Origin of the sequence: Pseudomonas sp. FW300-N2A2 (assembly GCF_017351735.1) — a bacterium.
GTDB lineage: Bacteria > Pseudomonadota > Gammaproteobacteria > Pseudomonadales > Pseudomonadaceae > Aquipseudomonas > Aquipseudomonas migulae.
Genome location: NZ_JACNDU010000005.1, coordinates 271,989 through 293,625, shown reverse-complemented (window position 1 = coordinate 293,625; position 21,637 = coordinate 271,989). Strand labels below are relative to the sequence as shown.

At 58.1% G+C, this 21,637-nt stretch carries 38 protein-coding genes; 9 read left to right on the top strand and 29 right to left on the bottom strand.

Going from position 1 to position 21,637, the window contains the following annotated elements:
* The 9 genes from J4E42_RS10695 to J4E42_RS10655 all read right to left on the bottom strand — a co-directional run bounded on the left by J4E42_RS10695 (position 1) and on the right by J4E42_RS10655 (position 7,456).
* Positions 1-264, bottom strand: coding sequence for a hypothetical protein (locus J4E42_RS10695; RefSeq protein WP_008036976.1), 264 nt, complete (start codon positions 262-264; stop codon positions 1-3).
* A gap of 55 nt (positions 265-319) precedes the next feature.
* Positions 320-1,450 (bottom strand): hypothetical protein, encoded by a 1,131-nt coding sequence (locus J4E42_RS10690; protein WP_008036983.1) that lies wholly within the window; start codon positions 1,448-1,450, stop codon positions 320-322.
* Between the two features lie 65 nt (positions 1,451-1,515).
* Positions 1,516-2,286 (bottom strand): hypothetical protein, encoded by a 771-nt coding sequence (locus tag J4E42_RS10685; RefSeq protein ID WP_008036984.1) that lies wholly within the window; start codon positions 2,284-2,286, stop codon positions 1,516-1,518.
* An 84-nt stretch (positions 2,287-2,370) separates the two neighbouring features.
* On the bottom strand, positions 2,371-2,607 hold the full coding sequence (locus J4E42_RS10680; RefSeq protein ID WP_207285217.1) for a hypothetical protein: 237 nt from the start codon (positions 2,605-2,607) through the stop codon (positions 2,371-2,373).
* Positions 2,608-2,693: 86 nt separating this feature from the next.
* The gene (locus J4E42_RS10675) at positions 2,694-2,942 is read right to left on the bottom strand and encodes a hypothetical protein (protein ID WP_207285216.1); all 249 of its coding nucleotides are present in this window, start codon (positions 2,940-2,942) and stop codon (positions 2,694-2,696) included.
* The gene (locus tag J4E42_RS10670; protein WP_207285215.1) at positions 2,939-4,054 is read right to left on the bottom strand and encodes a hypothetical protein; all 1,116 of its coding nucleotides are present in this window, start codon (positions 4,052-4,054) and stop codon (positions 2,939-2,941) included. The genes J4E42_RS10675 and J4E42_RS10670 overlap by 4 nt, the downstream gene beginning before the upstream one ends.
* On the bottom strand, positions 4,055-5,449 hold the full coding sequence (locus J4E42_RS10665; RefSeq protein ID WP_207285214.1) for a DUF4055 domain-containing protein: 1,395 nt from the start codon (positions 5,447-5,449) through the stop codon (positions 4,055-4,057). It lies immediately after the preceding gene.
* A gap of 2 nt (positions 5,450-5,451) precedes the next feature.
* Positions 5,452-6,732 (bottom strand): terminase large subunit, encoded by a 1,281-nt coding sequence (locus J4E42_RS10660; RefSeq protein WP_259331678.1) that lies wholly within the window; start codon positions 6,730-6,732, stop codon positions 5,452-5,454.
* The gene (locus J4E42_RS10655) at positions 6,695-7,456 is read right to left on the bottom strand and encodes a terminase small subunit (RefSeq protein ID WP_207285213.1); all 762 of its coding nucleotides are present in this window, start codon (positions 7,454-7,456) and stop codon (positions 6,695-6,697) included. The genes J4E42_RS10660 and J4E42_RS10655 overlap by 38 nt, the downstream gene beginning before the upstream one ends.
* A 99-nt stretch (positions 7,457-7,555) precedes the next feature.
* Here J4E42_RS10655 and J4E42_RS10650 point away from each other — a divergent pair, with 99 nt between their 5' ends.
* Positions 7,556-7,756 (top strand): hypothetical protein, encoded by a 201-nt coding sequence (locus J4E42_RS10650; protein WP_207285212.1) that lies wholly within the window; start codon positions 7,556-7,558, stop codon positions 7,754-7,756.
* Positions 7,757-7,765: 9 nt separating this feature from the next.
* Here the strand turns inward: J4E42_RS10650 and J4E42_RS10645 are convergent, their stop codons facing one another.
* From J4E42_RS10645 to J4E42_RS10625, 5 genes are all read right to left on the bottom strand, one after another.
* Positions 7,766-8,194, bottom strand: a complete 429-nt coding sequence (locus J4E42_RS10645; RefSeq protein ID WP_207285211.1) for a proteasome subunit beta — start codon at positions 8,192-8,194, stop codon at positions 7,766-7,768.
* Entirely contained in the window at positions 8,191-8,370 is a 180-nt protein-coding gene (locus J4E42_RS10640; protein ID WP_207285210.1) for a hypothetical protein, read from the bottom strand. The genes J4E42_RS10645 and J4E42_RS10640 overlap by 4 nt, the downstream gene beginning before the upstream one ends.
* A 113-nt stretch (positions 8,371-8,483) precedes the next feature.
* On the bottom strand, positions 8,484-8,711 hold the full coding sequence (locus J4E42_RS10635) for a hypothetical protein (RefSeq protein ID WP_207285209.1): 228 nt from the start codon (positions 8,709-8,711) through the stop codon (positions 8,484-8,486).
* Positions 8,708-9,037 carry a hypothetical protein gene (locus tag J4E42_RS10630; protein ID WP_207285208.1) on the bottom strand — a complete coding sequence of 110 codons (330 nt, stop codon included), beginning with the start codon at positions 9,035-9,037 and terminating at the stop codon, positions 8,708-8,710. The genes J4E42_RS10635 and J4E42_RS10630 overlap by 4 nt, the downstream gene beginning before the upstream one ends.
* A 2-nt stretch (positions 9,038-9,039) precedes the next feature.
* Positions 9,040-9,360 (bottom strand): MFS transporter, encoded by a 321-nt coding sequence (locus J4E42_RS10625; RefSeq protein WP_207285207.1) that lies wholly within the window; start codon positions 9,358-9,360, stop codon positions 9,040-9,042.
* A gap of 120 nt (positions 9,361-9,480) precedes the next feature.
* Here J4E42_RS10625 and J4E42_RS10620 point away from each other — a divergent pair, with 120 nt between their 5' ends.
* Together J4E42_RS10620 and J4E42_RS10615 are read left to right on the top strand one after the other, a co-directional pair.
* Positions 9,481-9,666, top strand: a complete 186-nt coding sequence (locus J4E42_RS10620; RefSeq protein WP_207285206.1) for a type II toxin-antitoxin system HicA family toxin — start codon at positions 9,481-9,483, stop codon at positions 9,664-9,666.
* A gap of 49 nt (positions 9,667-9,715) precedes the next feature.
* Positions 9,716-10,168: a type II toxin-antitoxin system HicB family antitoxin gene (locus J4E42_RS10615; RefSeq protein ID WP_207285205.1), complete on the top strand. Its 453-nt coding sequence runs from the start codon at positions 9,716-9,718 to the stop codon at positions 10,166-10,168.
* 130 nt (positions 10,169-10,298) lie between these two features.
* Here J4E42_RS10615 and J4E42_RS10610 read toward each other — a convergent pair whose 3' ends face one another.
* From J4E42_RS10610 to J4E42_RS10545, 15 genes are all read right to left on the bottom strand, one after another.
* Positions 10,299-10,964 (bottom strand): hypothetical protein, encoded by a 666-nt coding sequence (locus J4E42_RS10610; RefSeq protein ID WP_207285204.1) that lies wholly within the window; start codon positions 10,962-10,964, stop codon positions 10,299-10,301.
* A gap of 13 nt (positions 10,965-10,977) precedes the next feature.
* On the bottom strand, positions 10,978-12,171 hold the full coding sequence (locus J4E42_RS10605) for an oxidoreductase (RefSeq protein ID WP_207285203.1): 1,194 nt from the start codon (positions 12,169-12,171) through the stop codon (positions 10,978-10,980).
* Positions 12,171-12,446: a DUF6378 domain-containing protein gene (locus J4E42_RS10600; RefSeq protein WP_207285202.1), complete on the bottom strand. Its 276-nt coding sequence runs from the start codon at positions 12,444-12,446 to the stop codon at positions 12,171-12,173. Before J4E42_RS10600 ends, J4E42_RS10605 begins: the two co-directional genes overlap by 1 nt.
* Positions 12,443-12,652 carry a hypothetical protein gene (locus J4E42_RS10595; RefSeq protein ID WP_207285201.1) on the bottom strand — a complete coding sequence of 70 codons (210 nt, stop codon included), beginning with the start codon at positions 12,650-12,652 and terminating at the stop codon, positions 12,443-12,445. Before J4E42_RS10595 ends, J4E42_RS10600 begins: the two co-directional genes overlap by 4 nt.
* Entirely contained in the window at positions 12,649-12,780 is a 132-nt protein-coding gene (locus tag J4E42_RS29435) for a hypothetical protein (protein WP_259331677.1), read from the bottom strand. The genes J4E42_RS10595 and J4E42_RS29435 overlap by 4 nt, the downstream gene beginning before the upstream one ends.
* Positions 12,777-13,358, bottom strand: a complete 582-nt coding sequence (locus tag J4E42_RS10590) for a recombination protein NinG (protein ID WP_207285200.1) — start codon at positions 13,356-13,358, stop codon at positions 12,777-12,779. Before J4E42_RS10590 ends, J4E42_RS29435 begins: the two co-directional genes overlap by 4 nt.
* On the bottom strand, positions 13,355-13,753 hold the full coding sequence (locus J4E42_RS10585; protein WP_207285199.1) for a hypothetical protein: 399 nt from the start codon (positions 13,751-13,753) through the stop codon (positions 13,355-13,357). The genes J4E42_RS10590 and J4E42_RS10585 overlap by 4 nt, the downstream gene beginning before the upstream one ends.
* Positions 13,750-14,190, bottom strand: coding sequence for a recombination protein NinB (locus J4E42_RS10580; protein WP_207285198.1), 441 nt, complete (start codon positions 14,188-14,190; stop codon positions 13,750-13,752). Before J4E42_RS10580 ends, J4E42_RS10585 begins: the two co-directional genes overlap by 4 nt.
* Positions 14,183-14,401 carry a TraR/DksA C4-type zinc finger protein gene (locus tag J4E42_RS10575; RefSeq protein WP_207285197.1) on the bottom strand — a complete coding sequence of 73 codons (219 nt, stop codon included), beginning with the start codon at positions 14,399-14,401 and terminating at the stop codon, positions 14,183-14,185. Before J4E42_RS10575 ends, J4E42_RS10580 begins: the two co-directional genes overlap by 8 nt.
* Positions 14,401-15,804 (bottom strand): DnaB-like helicase C-terminal domain-containing protein, encoded by a 1,404-nt coding sequence (locus J4E42_RS10570; RefSeq protein WP_207285196.1) that lies wholly within the window; start codon positions 15,802-15,804, stop codon positions 14,401-14,403. Before J4E42_RS10570 ends, J4E42_RS10575 begins: the two co-directional genes overlap by 1 nt.
* Positions 15,801-16,625, bottom strand: a complete 825-nt coding sequence (locus J4E42_RS10565; protein ID WP_207285195.1) for a replication protein — start codon at positions 16,623-16,625, stop codon at positions 15,801-15,803. Before J4E42_RS10565 ends, J4E42_RS10570 begins: the two co-directional genes overlap by 4 nt.
* Complete coding sequence (locus tag J4E42_RS10560) at positions 16,622-16,816, bottom strand: hypothetical protein (protein ID WP_207285194.1); 195 nt, start codon at positions 16,814-16,816, stop codon at positions 16,622-16,624. The genes J4E42_RS10565 and J4E42_RS10560 overlap by 4 nt, the downstream gene beginning before the upstream one ends.
* Positions 16,817-16,904: 88 nt before the next feature.
* Positions 16,905-17,111 carry a hypothetical protein gene (locus tag J4E42_RS10555; RefSeq protein WP_207285193.1) on the bottom strand — a complete coding sequence of 69 codons (207 nt, stop codon included), beginning with the start codon at positions 17,109-17,111 and terminating at the stop codon, positions 16,905-16,907.
* A gap of 19 nt (positions 17,112-17,130) precedes the next feature.
* Positions 17,131-17,331, bottom strand: coding sequence for a hypothetical protein (locus tag J4E42_RS10550; RefSeq protein ID WP_039012569.1), 201 nt, complete (start codon positions 17,329-17,331; stop codon positions 17,131-17,133).
* A 31-nt stretch (positions 17,332-17,362) separates the two neighbouring features.
* Positions 17,363-17,566, bottom strand: a complete 204-nt coding sequence (locus tag J4E42_RS10545) for a helix-turn-helix domain-containing protein (RefSeq protein ID WP_207285192.1) — start codon at positions 17,564-17,566, stop codon at positions 17,363-17,365.
* Positions 17,567-17,665: 99 nt separating this feature from the next.
* Between J4E42_RS10545 and J4E42_RS10540 the strand changes: the two genes are divergently transcribed.
* From J4E42_RS10540 to J4E42_RS10515, 6 genes are all read left to right on the top strand, one after another.
* Positions 17,666-18,325, top strand: a complete 660-nt coding sequence (locus J4E42_RS10540) for a LexA family transcriptional regulator (protein WP_207285191.1) — start codon at positions 17,666-17,668, stop codon at positions 18,323-18,325.
* Between the two features lie 27 nt (positions 18,326-18,352).
* Positions 18,353-18,637: a hypothetical protein gene (locus tag J4E42_RS10535; protein ID WP_207285190.1), complete on the top strand. Its 285-nt coding sequence runs from the start codon at positions 18,353-18,355 to the stop codon at positions 18,635-18,637.
* A complete protein-coding gene (locus J4E42_RS10530; protein ID WP_207285189.1) occupies positions 18,637-19,035 on the top strand; it encodes a hypothetical protein in 399 nt (132 codons plus the stop codon). The genes J4E42_RS10535 and J4E42_RS10530 overlap by 1 nt, the downstream gene beginning before the upstream one ends.
* 119 nt (positions 19,036-19,154) lie before the next feature.
* Positions 19,155-19,511, top strand: a complete 357-nt coding sequence (locus tag J4E42_RS10525; protein WP_207285188.1) for a hypothetical protein — start codon at positions 19,155-19,157, stop codon at positions 19,509-19,511.
* Between the two features lie 741 nt (positions 19,512-20,252).
* Entirely contained in the window at positions 20,253-20,846 is a 594-nt protein-coding gene (locus J4E42_RS10520) for a DUF1566 domain-containing protein (RefSeq protein WP_207285187.1), read from the top strand.
* Between the two features lie 407 nt (positions 20,847-21,253).
* A complete protein-coding gene (locus tag J4E42_RS10515) occupies positions 21,254-21,556 on the top strand; it encodes a hypothetical protein (protein ID WP_207285186.1) in 303 nt (100 codons plus the stop codon).
* The last annotated feature ends 81 nt before the right edge of the window (positions 21,557-21,637 follow it).

Genomic DNA, 21,637 nt, shown 5'->3' with positions numbered 1-21,637 from the left:
TCAGACCTCTTTCCAGCCGTTGCGCTTGTGGTCAGCCAGTGCAGTCGGGTGAACACTGAGGGTTTCACCGTCCTTGCTGACTTCGATCAGATGGGAGTTGTCCACCTCGTCTTCAGGCTCAGAAGCGTCCTGTGCCATGTCGAGGAAGACTTTCTTCTCGTCATCGCTCAGCTTTTCGAATTCATCGGCGGACAATGTGCTGATCTCAATAGCTTTCGCCAAGAGTACCCTTGCCGCTTTTTGCTCTTTGGTCAAACCAGCCATGCTCTATTCCTCTTGAACACGCAGGGGCCGAAGCCCCTGAGCGTTATTCGACGTATCAGCCCAGAACGAGGCAGACGTGTTCGGATTGAACCACTTTGAAGCCCCAGGCCAAGTGCAGCTCCCAGGTGGTCTGACCGTATTGCTGGATTTGCAGCAACAGGTAGGTCATGCCGTTCTGATCGCTGATCAGCATCTGGTCGATGGTGGCGTTTTCAGGCATGGCTGGCGGACGCATGATGCCGACGACAGCGCTACGCTCGAACGCGAGGTTCGGCGCGTAGTTGTTGCCGATAGTCATGGCGTTCGCGGTTGCGATGGTGGTACGAGCGCCAGGACGACCCAGGCTGATAGTGCCCGGAGCAGCCACACCATTGGTGATCACGTACTTGTTGACCGAGTCAGCCGCGAAGGTCACAACGTCACCAGCCAGAACAGTGCCGGTGCCAGTCACCAGAGCGATGTCGCGCACGCCAGTAGCAGTCGAGCCGCTGGTGACGTAGGAAGCGCCAGTACCCTTGGTGTGGGTGGTGATGCCGGCCGATTCGGTGATGGCAAAACCGAACTGACGCAGCAGGCGACCGCTGCGGCGTTCTTCATCGCTGCCAGCCTGATAGGCTTGCTGGATGATGCCGAGTTTGCGGGCAGATACGCCGGCGCTCGAATCGATACACAGCTGCAGGTCAGCCAGTGGCGCGCCGTTGTCCAGCAACACCTTGCGCGCGTCGGCAATGATGTTGATGTCCGATGCGAACGGGTTGGTGCCAGCAGTGCCGACAGCGCGGGAGGCGCCTTGCTTGACGGCTACTGCGCAGTCAGCTTCAGCCAGGTTGCGCAGCGAGCGCATGCCCTGAGCAACAAGTTGGCGAACCCACTCCTTGTCAGTGCCACCGTTTTGCAGGCTGAGCAGTTGCTCGCCGGTCATGTGCCAGCTGACTTTCTTCGAGGCGGTGATCGCCACGTCGACGCTGGTTGCAGTGGCGTCATCGCCCGCAGCCGCGGCAACGCCAGGAGCGAAGTCGGTCGGGGTACGCGATGGCGCAACCGGAACCTTGACCGTGTCACCTTTGGCGACTCGTTTGTCGTCGAAGTTGGCACTGATCGAACTGATTACCCCGAACGCTTCGTTCGAGACTTCTTGGGCAGCCGAGTACAGGACCGGCTGCAATGCGGTGAGAACGTTTGCCATGTGGCGGTTTCCTTAAGGCAATAAAAAACCCGCACATGGCGGGCCTTGGTTTGGGGTTTGGTAAATCAGCCCTTGATGGTCATGCCGCCGCTCATCGCCGCTGCCCGTTCTTTCGGGGAGAGTGCATTGAATGCTTCTTGCGTCATGGTCTTGGAGCCATTCCCGCCGCCATGGCCAGCACCGCCGCCGTTACCGGTAGCAGGGAACCAGTGAGGACGGGAGTCCTTCATTTCCGCAAACCACTCCTTGAGCGTCAGCGGCTTGCCGTCTTTGCCGTACTTGCCCTCCCGGGCGATGGGGTTGCCGTCGTCGTCCAGTTCGAAGTCGCGGGCTGCAGCGAGCATTGCGTCTTCCATAGCGAACTTGTGCACGCCGGCTTCGGTAGCAGCACCAACCACTTCACCCTTCAGGACGCGGGAGGCAAACTTCTCGGTGCGGCTCGATGCGTTGGTGGCAGCATCTTGAGCGGCCTTGAGGTCTTTCTCGAAGCCGGCCTTCATGCGGTCAGCACGCTTGGCCAGGACGGTATCGATATCGCCTTTGGCAATCAGCTGGGCTTCTTCGTCGTTCGCAAACTTCGAGAGAATGCCGCGCACCGCTTCGGGGTCGATGCCTTCGAAGGACTTGAGTTGGTCGCCGGTTGTCTTCAGCTTGCCCAACAGTTCGGTGTTCTTGGTCTTCAGGCCAGTTACAGCCTCACCAACGCGAGCGTCGATGATTGCCTGAAGCTCTGGAGTGATCTCCGGGCCTGACCCGCCACCGCCGCCACCATTACCACCGCCTTCGCCGCCACCCTCTTCCGCCATCAGCGGATACCACTTGCCGAAAATAAACATCTGCTAACCCCTTGGGTCTGTTGGCCGCCTAGCGGCAATAAAAAGCCCCGTCATTGACGAGGCCTGTGTGAATCGTGTTGCTGGTCAGTTCGAATAGGAGAAGGTCGATATGGTCTTGCCATCCTGCATGACATAGGTGTTCCCGGCAGGAGCCCATTGCTCAACCTCTCCATCGCGGCTGGTCACGCTGATCTCCGGCGTACCGCCCGGGCCACGACCGAAAGCAATTGCGCTTCCAGGGGCCAGATCAACCAGAGTGAAGCTTTTGCTTGTGCTGCAATCAGCCAAGTCTTCGCCGCCCATCATTTTTAGTGTCAGCATGGTGTTTCTCCTGGTTCTAGTAGTGGTATTGCAGGCATAAAAAAGCCCCGGCGTATGCCAGGGCTGTTTGAATTAGTTCCGTGACGCTACAGCGTGACGCGCTCACCTTTGAGCAGGCAGCAGACGCAAAGCAGCGCCTTCGTCCCGCCAGTTGGCTTGCCGTCCTTCATCATGACGCCGATCTTGGTCTCGATCACTTCCCTACCGCCGCAACGATGGCACTGAACCATCGCCGCTGGCTTCGGCTGAGCACGCACACGACGACGCACCTGCTCGGCCGGGGTATTCGGTGGAGCGGTGCCGTCGATTACGTGGAAGCGGGGTTTGTCTGTCATGCGGCGATCTTAGCAAACGCCGCAGCATCCCGCGCGCGCATCTGGTCCAGGGTCATCCACTCGCCGGTCGGCGTGTAGAAGTCCTCTAGATCCAGCTTGCCATCCTTCAGAAGCTGAGCGCGCGCCGGGCCGAGCACCTCGATCTTGCGGGCGTCCGACTGGCGGTTGAGCCATTCGCTGTAGTTCGTATCAGCCGGGACCTGGCCGTCCATGCTGGCGCGCTGGGCTGGCGTCATCTCATCGATGTTCATGCCAAGCTCTTTCCAGCTCTTGGTCACCGGTGCCGACGTCGATCGGCAGCACCAGTGGATCTTGCCCGGGCCTTGCAGCCAAGGCACCTTGTGTCCAATCGGCTTGTGCGTGAGCACGGTGTACTGAAGCTGGTCGCGGATGCGGCACATCGGCGAGGTCTTGTTGTCGAGCGTGGACACCCAGCGCTCGGCCTTCAGGACTTCCTCGTTGGCCTTGTTGAATTCATCCCGGGCAGTCGCCGCGGTATGGCTTACAGCCGTCCTGACGACTGCCGCAAGGTCTTTGCGAGGTCGCTCAAGGAATCCGTCAGCGTAACCCGTAGCCCGAGAGCCACGAATGCTGCGGATGATTTGGTCAGTCGTCTTGCCTTCGAGGTAACCGGCGCGGATCGCGTTGCGGACCTTGACCATGCGGTCGGCGGCGATCTCCTCGCCCCAGTTGCGCAGCAGGCGTCCCTGGAACGGCCGGGAGAGCGCGGCAGCATAGGCCTGCTCGGCGCTGACACTGGCGATCGGGAAGCGGACCTGCACCGGCTCGGGAATGCTGGACTCGAACAGCGTCTGCTGCCAACTCACCTCATAGCCTGCCAAGTCCTTCAAGTCGTCCTGTAGCGCTTGGGCCACAGATGCATAGGCCTGACTGTTGATCAGCCTCACCTGACCCAGCAGTAGCTCCAGGCGCTCGACCGTGAAGGATTCAGCCGGCAGACGCTCCAGTGCGGCAGCCAAGGCCGCCGAAAGGTCGGCATCCGACCGGTTCAGCAGCGCAATGATCCGCCGGACCACGCCAACCTTGTACTTTTCTAGATCGACCGCGTGCGCGATCTGCTCGTCTTCGAGGACTTGGTTGACGGTTGGCATTTAGAGGGTTCCGAGTGCTGGACCTTGTTCGGCGATTTTTGCAGACTCTTCTGCCCAGTCCAGGTCCTGCGACACCACGTTGCGGCGCTGCAGTTCGGAGAACAGGGTTTGATCCGAGATCTTGCTGGTCAGGTTCAACTGGATCAGGGCCGGTATGGAAACCTCGGGTATGTAATCCGTCTCGAAGTTGCCGCTCACCTGAACATGACCACCCTCAGGTAGCCCGCTCAATTCGGCGAAGTGCTGGAGGATCTGATCCAGCGCATCCTCAAGGCCGCTCGCCATGGCCTGAAGCGGGCTCAGCTCTTGAGCAGCCTCTTCCTCGGCTTGCGTGGCAGTCTTGACGGCCTGTTTGTCCTTCTGGAGCAGCTTGGCGCCAGCGACGCGCATCTGGTCTTCAAGGTCGGACAGCGACGTACGGCCTGCATCGATCGATTTTCCGGTGTGCTCGACCCACTTCATGTCTGCATTGACAGGTAGGTTGGTTGCCGATCCCACGCCGACAGTGATCTTCTCCCCTTCCGGAAGGCCGATCACAGCCAGCATCGGCACCCGTGCAACGTGCAGGATGTTGTCCTGGTCGCTCTGTGACTGCCAATGCTTGACGTTCAGATAGGCTAGCTCCAGCAGCGGCGGCTTGGCCGTCATGAAACCTGTGCGGTCGGTGTAGAGAGTCGTCAGTGGGATGTGATCGAGCGAGGTCTTGCCCTCCTCGTGCAGCGCCCACGACTTTTGTCCCTTGTCGTCAGCCTTCTCGCGGAACGTCATCCATGCGCCTGGGATCAGCACGCGGATCTGATCGATGTTCTTGATTCCGAACAGACCATCCTCTTCCTCGACCGATTCCTTGTAGCGGAACTGGGTCAGGATGTGCTCGCCGCCATCATTGATGACGCGCCATCCGATCACTTGCTGAGGGCGGATCATGACGGCGTAAGGCCGAGCCTTGACTGCTTGAGCGTCAGCCAGTGTTACAAGTTGCTCGGTGTCGCCACTCGGCTTGATGTTCGGGTAGTCCGCCAGCGCATGGCACAAGCCGTGCGACATGGCCTGCGAGAAGAACGACTTTGCCCATACCTGCAGGTTGTTGCCTTGGCGGTCGAAGTCCTGTGTCAGCTCAGCAATTGCCGGCAGGACATCATCGCCCATCACGATCGGCTCGGCGAATACGCGGCCCGTATTGTTCTTGACTGTCTCGCGGTAAGCCGGGAAAAGGGTGGACAGGCTCAAGCGATCCTTGTAATCGCAGTCGTCTTCCTTCGGCCACTTTGGCAGCAGCTCAGCCCCGGCCTCACGCATCGCTCTGGTGCCGCCCATCAGGGGGTCTACGATCGCCCAGTCTTGGCGCATGGCATCCACTGCGGGCAGCGTCTTGCTCGGATCATCACTGCTCATAGTTAAATTCTCAGAGGTACTTGAGTGGCTGTGCGTTTGACGATCGGGAAGCGCTTGATGATGAAGTAGCCCAAGGCGTCGTTCGGGTCTTCCGTGCCGTCTTTGTTCGGTTCGCCCTGGTCGTTATAGGTCTGTTGTTCAAGCACACCTGTTGCGACTGGGCAGAGTTCGGTGTTGACCTTGTAGCGGCGCTCACCATCGCCATTCAGGAACATGGCGTTGACGGACAGCACACGGTCACGCACGGCAGGGTTCGCCGGGTTGACGACAAGGGTGAAGCCGGCAGTGCGGAGCAAGCTGTGGTCCGTCTCGCTCCCGTTGACGCTCTTGCGGTTGTTGCCGCTGGCATCGGGGTAGATCGAGATGTGATGGCCTTGGTACTTCGCCTTAAGCGCATCGATCATCGCTGGCGTGTCGAACACATGCGTGATCTCGCCGAGTAGTAACGGTCGCCCATCACGGATGACGTGAACCATTGCTGCCATGCGGGAAATGTTGAAGTCGAGGCCAACATGCAGCGCTTCACCGTCCTTGATCGTCTCGCTGGTGTGGTTGAGTACCCTGTCGAAGCTCGGGTACACACTGCCCGACACCAGGTTGACGAACTTGCCGTCAATGTAGGCATCGACGAGGTTCGCCGGGTACGACTCTTTGAGCGACCCGATGTAGTCTTTCGGCAGGTTCTTCGCGTTGTCCCTGGTGCTGGCATGCACGATGCCATACAGCGGGCGCTGGCTCGGGTTAGCGGCCAACTCACGCACGAACTTGCGATAAACCCAGTTAAATCCCTCGGGTGTCGTCGTGACGTCAATCGTGTTCTGGTCGCGGCCGGGCCACACGGTCGACATCCGCGCAATGATCTTCTTCCACGCGCTGTCAGCCTTCTTGATCGGCATGCAGTCGATCTCATCGACCAAGGCATGCGCAATGTTGAAGCCGACGATGCGGTGCGGGTGCTCCATGCTCTTGCACACGATGGTGCTCAGGCAGCGACCAAGGTTGTCACGCAGGTAAACGCGCTTCTTGCTGGCCACGATATCGGCGAACAGCCCGAACGCCTGCGCGACCTCTGGCATCGTCTCGTAGAAGATGTCGGCGATCTGCGGATAGGTCGGCGCGAAGTAGCCCTGCGGAATGCCGGGGAACTCAAGCGCGTTGACGCACATCCGCACACAACCCACGAACGTCTTGCCGCTTCGGTAGCCCCCAACGAACGCCATGAACTTCTTGTGGCTTTTGATGAACTCAAACTGGGGCCTGTTCAGCATCAGGATCGCTTGCATCTTCAACCCCGATGATTACTTGCTTCGGCTCTGGAAGACCTTTGTTCGGGTCTTCCAGCTCGCGGCGGAGCTTCTCAATGTTCAGACGCTTCATTTCGTCGTCGAGCGCGGACGGCACTTTGTCGTTGTACATGCCCAGGTGCTTGGCGACCTTGTCGAGCGCGGCCAACTGGTCATGCATCTTGATCTCGAACCCTTCCTTGGTCTGCTTCACCCCGGCGTACAGGGCAAGCGCAGCCGGGCTCACATCACGCGAGTCATGAGCATGGACAGAGCCGAAGCCCTCGCCGCGGCACTTTGGGCACTTGGGGTGCGGGCGTATCGTCGGGTCGAACCCATACCCGCCCTCTTCCGTCACGCTGTCAGGGTCAGACGAATCCGCGACCGCCTTGAGCATCTCGGCCTCATCCTTCCACTGGTATTGATGATCAGCGCCAAAGCAATGCCGGCAACATCCACGCCGATGTTCGATCAACTCATTGGGGTTTGCCGTAGCAATCATCCATAGGCGCTCAAGCACCATTGTTTGGGTGATAGCGGCCTTCTGTTCGCGCTCATTCATTCGGCGTGTGAGCGCCGTTTGAATGTCAAGTTTTGTCAAGTTCTGTTCAGCGATCTGGCGGGCCGAGTTCTTGCTGTACCCTGCGCGGATAGCGGCCTGTGCGCCATTCAGGTCTTTCAGGTACTCATCGACAAAGCGCTGCTGTTTCGCTGTCAGCGCCATAGGGATTCCTTGAGACTCTGGTGCCTCGCTGGGGCAGGACTTGAAAAGGTGGCTGGTTGCCGGTATTGATGGAGATCAACTCAACGTAAGGAGAGCAACATGGCCCGCTACATCGTCAAGCCACCGCAACAGAAAGAAGGCGTAAAGGGCTTCGAACTCAAAGACGAAGACTCACGCCCCATGTATGAAGCCATTCACTTTCATATCGTCGATACGGTTACCGGGCAGCACGCAGGTGATTTCGAGCATGAGGCTGATGCCGTCGCCCGTGCTGCGGAGTTGAATCACTCCAACCCATAGGCGCAGGGCTCAATCGGCCTTGATGGTCAACGTTCTGATCTTGCCGCCAGTGCAGCTATCGCGCTTCATGGCCATCTCGACGGCCTGATAGGCAGTAGCGCCCATGTCCATCGCGGTTAGGGCATGTTCCGATCCGCTGCCGAGGGCGTAGGGCCGATCTTGAATCAGGGCCGACTTCCAGAAGCCAGAGGTCTCGTCTACAGCGGAATGCCACACAATGCCGTCAGCCACGATCAGCGCGACCGCTCCACAACTGGTGACTTCATTGCCGAAGTAGGCGCTGATGATGCTTTCGAAGTCAGCGGTAGACCCTGAGCACACGAACTTGACGCCATCACGCTCCAGGCACTTGTCGAAGTCGTCGTAGGTGATCTGGTTGCCGCGAGTGATCCGACCGTCATAGGCGATCACGCCGTCTTTGTAGGCAATGGTCGTCATGGCTTAGCCTCGTCGCTTAACTCGATCTTGCGGAACCGGATCGCCTTCTCGGCCTGAGCGGACACGATGTCCGTGTCGACCTCCATGCCGATCATCCAAGCGAAGACGTAGCAGGCTCTCAGGTAGAGAACGAACCACCACGGCAGATAGGCCTGTAACTGGAAGGTCTTGGCCATATCGTCACCATGCGGGGCTGCAACCAACTGCCAATATTCCGAGCGTTGCCGGCCTATTCGAGCAATCTATTGCGTGTGGAGTGGCGCCCGCACGAAGCCAGGCACCCTTTGGTTTAAGCGGTTGGCGTGGCTACTGGAGCAGTCAGAACTGGCTGTTGAATGGCACGCACGACGGCGACACCGGCAGCCAGCAGGCCGTTCACAGCGGCGAAGAGTTCAGGACCAACGAACATCTGGAAGCTTGGCCAGAAGTAGGCGGCGGTGTTCAGCAGGGTTAGCAAGCCGGCCAGTTGAACGCTGTACATCTTCCAGAGCTGTTGCCATTGGGGAATCAGGTTCATGTCTTGTCCGCCTTGGTGGTTTCGCTGTTAAGGCATTGCTCGCAGTGCAGGTAGCGGCATAGCCACGCCCTGACGAGGTGCCAGTGGTTCGCGACGAACCAATGTCTCAGTCCTGCCAAGGCAAGCGCTCCGTGAAAGGTGACGCCAGCCGCGCTGGGGCTGAGGACCGTATCGCCTCGGGTTGCGATGGCAAACCCAGAAACCGCGATGGCCGCGTAAATGATTTTGCCGACAATGCCGTCTCTCACCTTATGGCTCAGTACGCACCACATGGCCCAGATGGCGATGATGGAGATAAAGGCCGTGCTCAATGTTTGAAGGCTCATGGCTAACCCCCTCCGAACTTCGAGCGGATAAGTGCCCAAAGGTCAGCGGTTTTGATGGCGCGGTTGATGGCGGTCAGGAGTGACCCGCCGAATGCCCCGAGGAGGAAGCCAACACCGGCCACATTGTTGGGGTCATTCACACCCAGGCGATCGCAAACAATGCCAGTCAGGTACAGGGCGCATGCGATACCCGTAAGCAGGAAGATGATCCATGACCAAAGGTCTTTCAGATCGTCCTTGCTCCACCAGCTTGCGATGATGGCGCCTACGAGGCCTGCGAGGATCAAGTCAGCTTTGTCGAGCAGGCGATGAAGGAATTCCATGCGCTCGACCTCTCAGTTGCATGTGGTAGGGGGAAATATTCGAATCAGTCTAAACATAAGTATTTACACTGAACACTTATGTGCATACAATGAACCCATCAACACAACAGAGGAGAGCTGATGAAATACAACGAATTCCGGCGATGGCTGGTGGCCCAAGGGGTCGAATTCTCGAAGTCAGCAAATGGCAGTCACTTCAAGATTCGATACAAGGACCGACAGACGATCTTCCCAAGCCACGGCGCCAAGGAGATAGGCGAAGGACTTAGGAAGGAAATCATCAAACAACTGAGCCTCAAGGACTGAGGCTCTACCCGGAATGCGAAACATCAGCTCCCCTAAAGAGAGGAACCCTATGTACTCATACAAAATCGTTGTTCATGAGGAGCACGATCACTTCTGGTCATCGTGCCCGGACATCCCAGAAGCACACAGCGCCGGCGATACCTTGGAGGAGCTGCTTAAAAATGCAGCCGACGGGATCACCTTGGCGCTTTCGATCTATGTGGATCAGCGACGCGAGATCCCGCATGCATCCGGCGCTGGGGATTACTACGTCCGGCTGTCTGGCGTGACAGTGGCGAAGGCGATTCTCTGGAATCAACTCATCCACACCGGAAAGACGAAGGCCGATCTGGCCGCAATGCTGAAGATCTCTCCAACTGCGGCCGCGCGCCTGGTCGACTTCGAGCACACGTCAAAGCTCGAGAGTTTGGAGGATGCTCTTGCGATGTTTGGGCTTCGGCTCCAGGTGACCGAAGCTCACTCGTTCGCCGCTTCAACTGGCAAGGACCCACAAGCCCGGTAGTGCTGGAAAGCAAAAAGCCCGACTCAATGGTCGGGCTTTTTTGTGTCAATCCCTAACGCGCAAGATCGACAGGATGGGTAAATAGTACGAACTGGCGAAATGAAATACAAGCACTATTTATGCCACTTCATTAAGCAGCCTCTTCCCCCAATACTCCTGCCTCTTCAAGGATCACCTGAGCCTCTACCAACGCATCATCCACAAGGCTTTCCAGAGTCTTCTTGATCGCCTTATTCCAGAGCTGATAGGTACGCTCAGTCATGCCCTGATTGTCCCAGGTGTTCATGTCGTAGTTCGAATCAGCGAGGACTATCGCCCCATCATGCTGACAGGTTCCGCGCTTGGCCGCTGATGCGTTCGCGCGCTCGACAGCGGCCTTTGCTGCCTCTACCCGCCACGCTGGTACGTCTTCGTCAAACTCAGGCGCCTTGACCTTCACAGGCTCCCGGCGGACACCCTTGATCTGAGGGATTGCCCACGCGGTCACAGCTTTGCGGGTGAATAGCGCCGGCGCCGGACTGGTCACGATCGCCACCAGTCGCCCGGTCGCCTCGATCTTGCGGCCGTTGTGCGTGCTGAACTTGGCGGTCAAGGCGAACCAGTGGCGCTGGCTCAGGACCTTATGCAGCAACTTGTGGACGATGCAATCCTGCAACAGTGCCGCCTCCTTCCCGACGATCTCCCCCTTCTGCTTGGCGCACTGCACCTTCGGCTCAAAGTCGCAGCCCCCGGCCGAGTTGACGGTCTCGGCGGCCAGAGCGCGCACCACTGCGGAAACGACGTTTCTGTAAGTCATGGCAGTTCTCCCCTTAAACCGAATACACAACGCGACGTTTCAAAGCTTCAGCACCTGGCACAGCATTCGAGATGATGTCCTTCACCTCTTCGGCGCTGATGGTGATGCGGCCCTTTTCGCCATAGGTCTTGGATCTCAGCACCGCGGTGAGGCACGCACGGGACCGCCAGCCGCCGTCGTGCGCGTACTTGTCGCCCGGGGCTAGCTGGTTCCACGACTCAACCGTCACGCCGGCGGATTCCTTCGACTGCATGCGGTGGTGAATGTGACCGATGTCGATGTAGCGGTAGGTCGCCTCGCCCCAGTCGACGGAGAAGTCGGTGGCCATCACGTCGATCAGCCGATCCGGCTTGCACTTATCGCTGTGGTGACACATGACGAAGGTGTTGCCCATGCGGTACGGGATGAACACGCTCGAGTTGTCGAGGACATGAAGGCGTGGGTTTGCCTGATAGACGTGGTTCAGGAATATCCGCATCCACACGTCATTCGACCGGGAGTGGTTGCCCTGATTGACGATCACGTCGACGAACTGGAACTTGGCCAGGGCCTTGTCGACGATCGATCGCATGATCCGCGCGCAGACCTCGATCATCTTCGGGTACCGACTATCGAAGTCAAAGTCGTGGCCGGATTCACTCTTGGCGGTGAAGTCCTGGTAGTGCGACATATCCCCAAGGTCCTGAATGACGCAGCGCTCGCAGCTCGGCGCCCGGTCGATCAGCTTGTGCATCGCGACGATCAGTTCGCGCTCGGCAATCTTCAGGTCGAAGTTGTGGCCGACCTCATGGGAGTGAGCGAGCATTCCGACGTGGGCATCCCCGATTTGAAACCACGGAATGATGTCGGTATCCAAGACCTCAATAGGCCCTACGATTTCCGGCAGCGGATTGACGTCCTCCATGAAGGCATTGGCGAAGGCTTCATTCATCTCCCGCTGGCGCTCAAGGTCGGCACTAGTCTTAACCCACTGCAACACCGGCGCCTTCACGCCCTCCTTGTACAGGCTCGACGTACCCTTCAGACGAAACCCGTCCGGGACGATGTGGGTCATGTCATGCTCAGGGCTCCAGCCTTTGCGGACCATGGAAGCCTTGCGCCGCTCAATGCTGCGAGTGTTCATGCCGAAATGCCGGGCAGTTTCGGCAAGGCTCATCGTTTGCAGGGCTTCGACGATCTGCTCGTCCGTGACTTTGCGTGCGACCATTACTGAGCTCCCGCGAGCGCTTCGGCCTTCAGTGCGGCATAGGCCACGCAGTCTTCTGCGGAGTCGGCGTGATAGGCCGGGTTCTGCCATTGGCGCACGTCCTTCAGGATCTGGAGCAGCAGCCAGCCCTCTGCCTCGCTCAGCGCCTGGCCGGTGATGGTGTTGAACGCAGCCACTGCAGTCCCCATGCTGCGTTCGCCTTCCGGCTTGTCGTATTGCTTGCCGCGCTCCAGCATGATGGCCTGGGCCTTACCGAGAAATTCGTGTGCCTTCATGCTGCTTTCCCCATGGTCAGTTCAAAATGTTCAACGCATGCCGCCTTGGCCTTATCCAGATCCTTGCCCGAGTGCAAGATCTTGCTGGCCGGTGCAGGCGACCGGGAGACGTAGGCGTGCCCGTGCTCCAGCGCGTACTTGCTGATCAGGTAGCCCTCGTCGGACGAGATGCAGTGCTTGCTGCCTGCGACTGGCTTCCAGTTCATGGCCGCACACCCCGCGCAATACGTTCCCGGCGCATCAGGCGGCGAGTCCACTCAAGGCAGCCACCAAAGCCGACCAACATGAAGGCGAAGTAAAAATGGATCAGGTTCTCGCTCAGGAAAGTGATCATGCTGCGTTCCTCCGGAGTTCACGGGTCTTGGCGCGGTATTCGGCGGTAATGGCTTTGAGGTCTTCGATGGTGTAGCGCTTGGCCTCATGAGGGCCTTCGAGCCATTCAACAAGCTCGGCACCGATCCGCTTCACCAGCTCGATGCGGTAATTCACGATGTCGCCGGACTTGTGCGTGTTGCATGGCGAGCACTGGCGATGGCAGTTCAGCGGCTCGAAACGCAGCGCGGGATTGCTTCCGACCGTCCTGTAGTGCCCGGCGTCATACTTTCCTTGGTGGTGCCGGCCGCAGCTGACGCATGGCAGCTTGGTGTCACGAGCGCGAACCCATGCGTTGAATGCGGTCTGGGCGTCTTTCATGTGCTCGGCGCGAGGCTTGACCTTCTCTTTCGCCGCACGCAGCGCCTTGCGCCCTACATCGGCAAGAGCCTTGCGGGCCTTCTCCTGATTCTTCGGAGCATCGAGGATTGCGCAGGCCGGGGAGCACACTGCCTGGCCGAGGCGAGAAGGGACAAATGAGGCCCCGCAGGTTTCGACGCGACACTTTTTCGGGCGTGGTTGCTTGGCTGGGAGGCTCATAGAATGAAATCCTCCGTGTTCCGAATCTTGCCGGTGCGTCGCAGAAGATCGTGCTTCTTCGCAAGGGCCAGCAGATAGCATTGATCACACGGCGCTCCTGCGGTGGTCCCGCTAGTCAACGCCAAAGCCTTGCGCAGAACGTATCGGCCGCAGGAACAGCGGCAAACCCATCGACGATTTTTCGTCGATAGACCAACCACCTTCAGGCGGCCGACCACCATTCCCGTGAGGTTCACGAATGACGGGTTGGCAGTCAGCGCCTCATCAATCTCGCGGGTTGCCAACGGCAGATCCGAGTCAGATGAGCTCTCGTTCGCCTTGTACTCAAAGTGGATGCCCTTGGCCATGACACGGCTTGCGGTGGCGTTGGCGGGAATTTCGTGGCCGACTTTCATGCCGCCCTCCTATCGCCGTAAATGGCGTACATCAGGTCGTCTGGATGCGGCAGCAGCAGTTGCAGGTGTTCGGCGCAGTAGGCGTCCAATAGCTCCAGGTACTGGGTCATCTCGGCGATGGTGAACTTGCGTGTCTTGGCCCGGCCGACGCGGTACTTGGTGCCGTCCGGTAGCTGGACCGGATGAACCTCGGCTGGCCACAGCTTCGACACGAGAATCTCGTGCCATTCTTCAGAGCTGGCGAGCTGGCCGAAGGATTCGCGCAAGTGCGTTTGGATAAGGCCGTTCCACATCCACAGCAGCTTGTTCTGCGCGTCACTGCGCTTGCTGCGGACTTCGACGATGGTCAGCTTGCGAGGCTTGGCCAGGTCCAAAGCAGTCAGGTAGCCGATCAGACGAGTGCGGTCGGATTCGTTGCGGAGCATGAGGTCAGCCACGGCGAACACCTCCCTTCACCAGCGCCATCCGCTCAGCACAGCCAACGCACAGCTTCACGCCCTTGACCGCATTACGGCGGCCTTCCGGGATCTCTTCTGAGCACTCTTCGCACTCAGTGGCGCTGATGCCGGTGTAACGGGGGATCTGGGCGATGCCGAGCTCAACCGTCTGCTCGATTACGTCTCCGGCAAAATCTGCTACGTCGGCCATCAGAAGCCTCCTTGCGGGTTGAAAGTGTTGAGGAGTGACTTGCTGGTGCGTGGTGCTGGCGGGCGTGCCTCCTGTTCCTGCTGCTGCTCGCGCTGCCCGGCGTAGTTGACGAAGCGTGCGAATTCGCCCTGGTGCTGAAGCAGGCAGTGGCCGACCGACGCGTGGCGGTGCTTCACGACATCGATCTCGGTGACGCCGCTGCGTCCGAGGTCGGATTCCGCGTCTCGGTGGGCAATCATGATGATGTCGGCGTCCTGCTCGATCTCGCCTGAGTCGCGAAGGTCCGACATTTGCGGCTTTTTGCTGGAGCGCGTTTCGATGCTGCGGTTGAGCTGAGCCAGAACGATGACGGGAACGTTCAGCTCCTTGGCCATGCCCTTGATTCCACGGCTGATCGCGCCGAGCTCAAGGTTGCGGTTCTGTTGGCGGGAGCCGGCTTCTGGTGCAATCAGGCCGATGTAGTCGATGACGATCAGGTCCAGCGGTTTGGCCTTGTGCTGGAAGCGAGCGATGTTCCGGATGCGGCTGAGTGGCAGGCCGCCCTTTTGGCAGATGCGCAGGTCGGCTTGGCTCATTTTGCTGACGGCGCCCGTGATGCGGACTATCTGTTCACCGCTTGCCATCGCCTGCCCGGTGTCGATATTTCCGAGTGTCACCGCCGATGACGACGCCAGGCTGCGCTTGGAAAGTTCTTTCGCTGACATTTCGAGCGAGAACACCAGCGCCGACTTTCCGTCACGGATGGTCAGCTGTTCAGCAATGCCGAGGCCCAGGGTGGTTTTCCCAGTACCGGGACGTCCAGCGATGATGATGACGTGCGATCCGCGAAGCCCTTGCAGCAGCTCGTCCAAGTCCTTCAGCCCTGTGGCGTGGCCATTGATGCCCTCTCCGTTGAAGCGCGCGTCCATTTCATCGACGACCGGGCCCAGCGCTTCACGCAGAGTGATCACGTCCGGCTCGTCGTCTTCGCTGTTCAATGCCAGGACGGCTTCCTGAGCATCGGCGATGATCCCGGCCAGCGGCCGCGCATGACTGGCCATGTCGATGATTGACTGACCGATGATGGCGATCTTTCGGGCCTTGGACCGCTCCACCACGATGCGCGCGTACTCAATCCCGTTGGCAGCGCTAGGCACGCTGTTCATGATCTCGGCCGCCCTCACCAGCGTCAGTTCGCCGCTGGTGAGTTCGTGCCGGATGTCGGCAATCGAAACAGGGTCGGCCGGACGACCAGCAGAGCGCGCCGCAAGGATCAGGGTGTAGATCTCGGCGACGTCTTGGTCGTGAAAGTCAGCGGCTCCAAGGGTGGCGCCAATGGTTTCAATGAGATCAGGCTTGATGAAAAGTGCGCCAATGACGCCGAACTCGGCTTCCATCGCGACTAGTGGGCGATCAGTGATCATAGGGCCTCCAACACTTTCAGGACCTTGTCCTGACGGGTCAGAAACTCGATGTCGGCGGTCCAGCCGCGCTCGTTGTCGCCGGTCCAGTGCTTGTTGGTCAGGCAGTCGGTAAAGTAGGCAGTCCAGAACTCACCCTTGCGGAATGGGTGCAGGCCGTTGATTTCCAGGTTCCAGCAGCCCTTGATCAAGTTCTTGCGCTTCGTCGAGAGCTTCAGGCACTTCGGAAGCTTCTCGCCGCAGACCGTGTTGTAGATTTCAGCGATGCGGCTGTACGGGATGCGGTCGGCTTTGGCTTGGGCGGGTTGATCAGGTTCTGGGGTGCCCTGCTGTTCCGGTTCAGATTCCGAAACCTCGCTGGTCGAAGCGACAGCGGCGACAACTGCGTCAGCAGTTAGATTTGTATTTATGTCTTTTATGTGTGTAATTTTCGACACGGTGGCGTGTACTTTTTCTACACAGTGTGTAGTTTTCAACACAGTTGATTTGTGGTCTATTTTCCACTCGTTTCTCGGCAGGAAAGTGATCGGGTCACGACTGCCGCCATCACGAAAAAGAACTCGCTGACGGATCAGGGAGTTGATTGCCCGAGATACGTTTGCACGTTCAGACGCAGCCTTCTCTTCGTCGCTGTACATCATCTTGGCGATGTAGAGGGCCGCTACCTTCACTGCGTCCTTGTTGTACCCGCTGGTGAGCCTGTGGACCGCCAGAGCGACACGCAGTTCACGGCCTGACAGGTCAGCCCCAATGAGGGCCTCATACAGATCGTTGTCCATCCGGGTAAAGCCCCCGGCCGATTTCAGTTGAATGACGTTGCTCATGCCGCGCCCTCTTTGTCGTGGGCAAGCGATGCCTTCAGATGCTCCAGGCATTCACGGCGGCATTTCGCTTTGGCTTCTTTGGTGTATTGGAAGCGGATCATGTTTGCCGCATACATGGCTGCCGACTGGTGATAGCTCAGCGCATGCGAGGAGAACACTGGAGGGTTGATCGTTTCGCTAACTTGGTGCATGATTTACTCCACAAGCGTTGTAAGAGAGCCAGGCCACGAACCTGGCTTTTTTTCGTCTTGAATTTGGCAGAGGCCCTCTGGATTGCCCTTAAGAGTCCCTGCCTGAGGCCCTCATTGGGGTAACCAGCTGAAGGACCTTGGCCTTCTTGCGCCCGACTTCCGAAAGCGCACCTCCTGCAATAGCGGTCTCCATCATTTCGTTGATGGCTCGGTTGAAGTCCCAACCGTTGGCAAACATCAACTCCTCCACTCTCTGTCGCGTATCTGGCGACAGTTTTTCTCTATCGATGGTCATTCAGGACTCCTGAGGCCCTTCAGCCCGCGATATCTTCTTGCTTGTCCTGCATGAGTTCTTCGATCACGCCGTTGGCAACGGCCCACTCGATGATTTCGTAGAGGTAGGTCGCGTGCTGCATGCGAGTCTTGGTTGCTGCCTTGCGCAGGATCCGATCCAGCACAGGTTCAAATCGAACCTTCACCGGGATGGCGCGCTTTTGATTGGGGTCCATGTACATGCTGTGTTTCCTATGTGGCTTGCGAGGTTGGTTAAGCAGCTTGAATTTCAGAGCGTTTTGCGGCGCGTTCACGCTTACCGAGAAGGCATTCAATGGCTTTCCCGATTTTGTAACTGACCATCGAGCCGTTGACGGCTCTGGAAATAGTCGGCTGCGTGGTGCCGCACAATTCAGCTACTTCTGTCTGCGACAGCCCGAGCTGGAAAAGGCGATTCAACATCTCTTGAACTGTCATGACGGGAATCCTATGAGGTTCTGCATGACAAATCATACGAATATGTATGGGCCGTTGCAATAGAATTCGCATAATGCGTCTACGTATATTTGGTGAGTGATGGATATTGCAGGGCGCCTACGCGCAAAGCTGACGGAACTGGACTTGAGCGAGAGTGAGCTTTCTCGGCGCTCGGGCGTTCCGCAGCCGACTATTAACCGAATCCTTTCAGGCGAGAGCAGCAGCCCACGCAAGAACACTGTCGAGCCAATTTCTAGGGCTCTTAAAGTGACGCCTGACTGGCTGCTATTTGGTGGCGAGGAATCTAGGGGGCACGGCTCGCCAAGCGAGGCCGACTACGCCCTAATCCCCCAGTACAAAGCTCACGGCTCATGCGGTGACGGTTATCTAAACGACCACGTAGAAGTCACTGAGGGCCTTGTCTTCAAGCGCGACTGGCTTGCTCGTATGAAGGCCAAGCCTGAGAACCTGCGCATCATCTATGCCGAAGGCGAGAGCATGGAGCCGTATGTTTTTGAGGGCGATGTGGTTTTATTCGACACCTCCAAGAATGAGCCGAGAGACCGGCAGGCTTATGTGATCCGAAGGCCAGATGGCGGCATAAGCATTAAGAGGATGATTCAGCAAATATCTGGCGCCTGGCTCATCAGGAGCGACAACACCGACAAATCCAAATACCCAGATGAACAGCTATCAGAAGAGGCGCTGCATGAGGTGCCTATTCTTGGTCGAGTCATCTGGCGCGGCGGGGAAATGTAGGGAAGCAGGCTGAAATGGAGAGATCACTTGAAAGCTAGAGATGATGGAAAGGCGTATGCGCAGGACGTAACGCTGGAAGAGCTTGGAGATTTTCTTGGCATGCACGACTTGAATAAAGCCGGCTGCCAATATTGCGGCGGGAAGGAGTGGGATCTGCCCGCTCACGAAGACAAGCCTGTAATTATTAAGCTGCCCACACCAAGCAATCATCCTGACGGCATAAATGCCTTCTTCATGTCGTGTGCAAACTGCGGGCGCATGGAGACCTTTTTGACGCAGACGGTGGTGTCGCGCCTCATGGGGTGGGATTAATGGGCGCTGAATTCAGGATTCTCCAGTCAATCGGAGCTAGCGAAGGGGTATCGCACTTGCATGCGGTTCCGCTCTATACTAAGCCCATGACCGAAATTACCCGCGACGAACTCAATGCCAGGCTCGAAGCCCTAGAATCCAGAATGGACTCAAGGGTGAGTTCTATCGGCGGCAAGATTGATGCGTTCCTTGCCGCCCAGGTCGAGCGCGACAAGGCTTCTGAGTATCGGTTTGGAAGAATTGAGTCCGACCTATCCAGCATTAAAGCCGACATTAAATCGACAAGCACTGATGTGCACGAGGTCCGCCGCACGCTTGCCCGCTACATGGGTGGCATCACCGTTGCAGCAGCAATTTCTGGCATTGTGATCGGAGCAGTCATCAAGCACGTTTTCTAGCCACCCCCTCCCCCGCAAAAGCCCGCCACCAGCGGGCTTTTTCATGCCCGCCATTCCCTGCTCGGTAATGATGGCGGTGCGCCATGGTAGAGTTGGAATTCTATCCTGGAGGGAACCACATGCGATCTACCGTCTTCGCCTTATCGACAGCATTGCCTATGTTGGCTATCTGCTTTGCAGCCCACGGAGCACAAAAACCAAACGAGGATTTAGAAGAGTGCAAAAGAATGGAGCATTCGGCAAAAACGGTAATGGAGTCGCGGCAGTCAGATGTGCCCATGTCAACGCTATGGGGAATTGCTGAAGAGTCTGACAGCGAGTACATCAAAGAGATGTACAAAATGCTCATTCGCAATGCCTACGATAAACCAAGGTTCTCCCTGGAAGAAAATCAGCAAAAGGCGGTCATAGACTTCCAGAACGATTTTTTCTCCGCCTGCATGCGGAACGCAGAAAAGAGATCGAAGAAGAAGTGACCCCTAATACTTAACCAAAGCCCGCCACCGAGCGGGCTTTTTTACGCCTACGAAAAATATTATGCAAAAACGTATTGACGAGAGTTATGAGCATTCGTATAGTTTGTTCAACGCCACAGAACACCGAGGCGCCAGGGCCTGAAAGGGACCGACCGCTCTTTAACAGTTAGGGATCCTCGCCATCGACTACCCCGGGTTTCAGCCGGTAAGTGCGAGCAACAAATAGTCGATGCCATGCCAGCTCTGGAACTGGCCGTGCTCACCAGATGTGAGCACGCGAAACCACGCAAGCCAGCCAGGAAGAACACCGAACACGAAATGTGTGACCTGGCCAGAGATATGAATCGGGCGATGCGCGTGGCGGAGATGAAAACAGAATTGAATTAGCGATCCCGATAGCCTCGGCTGGGAACGCCGGACCTCATGCACCCTGCCCCCATCAGCCAGGGCATTCAGAGCTGTAGCGTGCATGTTGTAAGGACCTTTGATCCATGGCGAACAGATGCTGTTTGACGCCGTGGGGAGGAAGCTCGCCGCCCACCCAACGACAGTCAGCCCTGCAATCAGCAGCGGGCAACCGGCGCACTCACCGCTTACGCAACAAACCCGGTCTGACGCCAGTAGCGGGACCGGGTACAGATGGCTTCCTGCTGTTTCAGGCTGGTCATCTGGCTTTACAAATGCCTCTCACACCCCGGGAGGCATTCGAAAGCCACGAACAACCCCGACAAGGACACCAACATGACAGCTCAACTGACCACCCTCACCTGCGGCGAATCAACGATCAGCAGCCCCGACAAGGCGCTGGTGCTTCAGTTTGCGAAACTCGTGCTTGGCGGTGGCCAGGTGAAGGTTGCGGCGAACTCGGCAGTGCCTGCGATCGGCACCTACTGGGAAGGCCAGGGCGGTGTGTATGCCGGCGTGATACGCGGCGAGGATCGCCAGCCCGATTACCACCTGATCGTTCCGACCGCAGCCGCGGTGCAGGGTGTGAAACTGGCATGGGGCGGTCATGGAACTGAGACATCCGACTGCGCATTCCGCCGCGACGGCATGGCCAACAACATCGCCCTGATGGAGGGCGATCATCCGGCTGCGCAGTTCTGCGCGAACCTCGAAGTCGAAGGTCACGGTGACCTCTACCTTCCAGCGATCAGCGAACTTGCATTGTGCATGGCGAACGTTCCGGACCTGTTTGAGAAGGAGTGGCACTGGAGCAGCACGCAGCGCTCCGCCAACACCGCTTTCCTCATGAACTTCGCTGCTGGCACTCAGCTCAACCTCGCCAAGTACGGCGAGCTCCGCGTCCGCCCCGTCCGCAGATTGCCTATTTGATTATTCCTTTATTGCTTTTGATCTCCGTGCACGTCGGCCGGACGCAAAGCGGCCCGATATCTCCATGGTGATGGAGGGTGCTTGTATCGGAGTGCGATCTGCATCAAAGCCGGGCCCCTGACTTGTAATCAGGCCAGCCACTGAGCACGCCGTACAGAAAGCGGCGCAGGGTAGAGACAGGGGTAGCTCCCCGCGCAGATCGCCCCCCAATGCAGGTACAGATTCCAACCGTCAGGGATTGCTTGAAGGTTCAACTCAACGCGGAGGATTGGCAGCCATGTAACAGATAGCCATCGATCCGACGCCTCATGCGCCCGGTCGTGACGTAGGGAAGGTAAAGCCCGGTTTAGGTCGGGCTTTTTATTGGGCGATTGGAGGTGATTGAAATGGAGTACATGGCAAGCCAAATGGATCGACAGATCGAAGGCGCACAACTGGCGTTCGACGCTGCGATGGCCGCAGGTCAGCGTCCTGCCTTTCCGGTTCCGGGCGACCAGCAAGACGAAAGCTTCAACGGCGTCACCATCCGCGACTACTTCGCGATAAAAGTCCTGCAATCACTCATCACCGAGCCGCAATGGGATGAGAGTGCATCACTGGTGTCCCGTCTCAACAGAGGCGTCAGTGGGCCGGATGGATATGCTCACGCCGCCTACACGATGGCTGACGCAATGCTCGCCGCCAGAACAGGCTGCTGGAGCGGATCATGAAACGCACCCCAAGAATCCCCCGCAAGCCCCGCCCCGACGTCCACGACTGCGCCAAAGGTCGGATGCACGACCCGGCAGCCA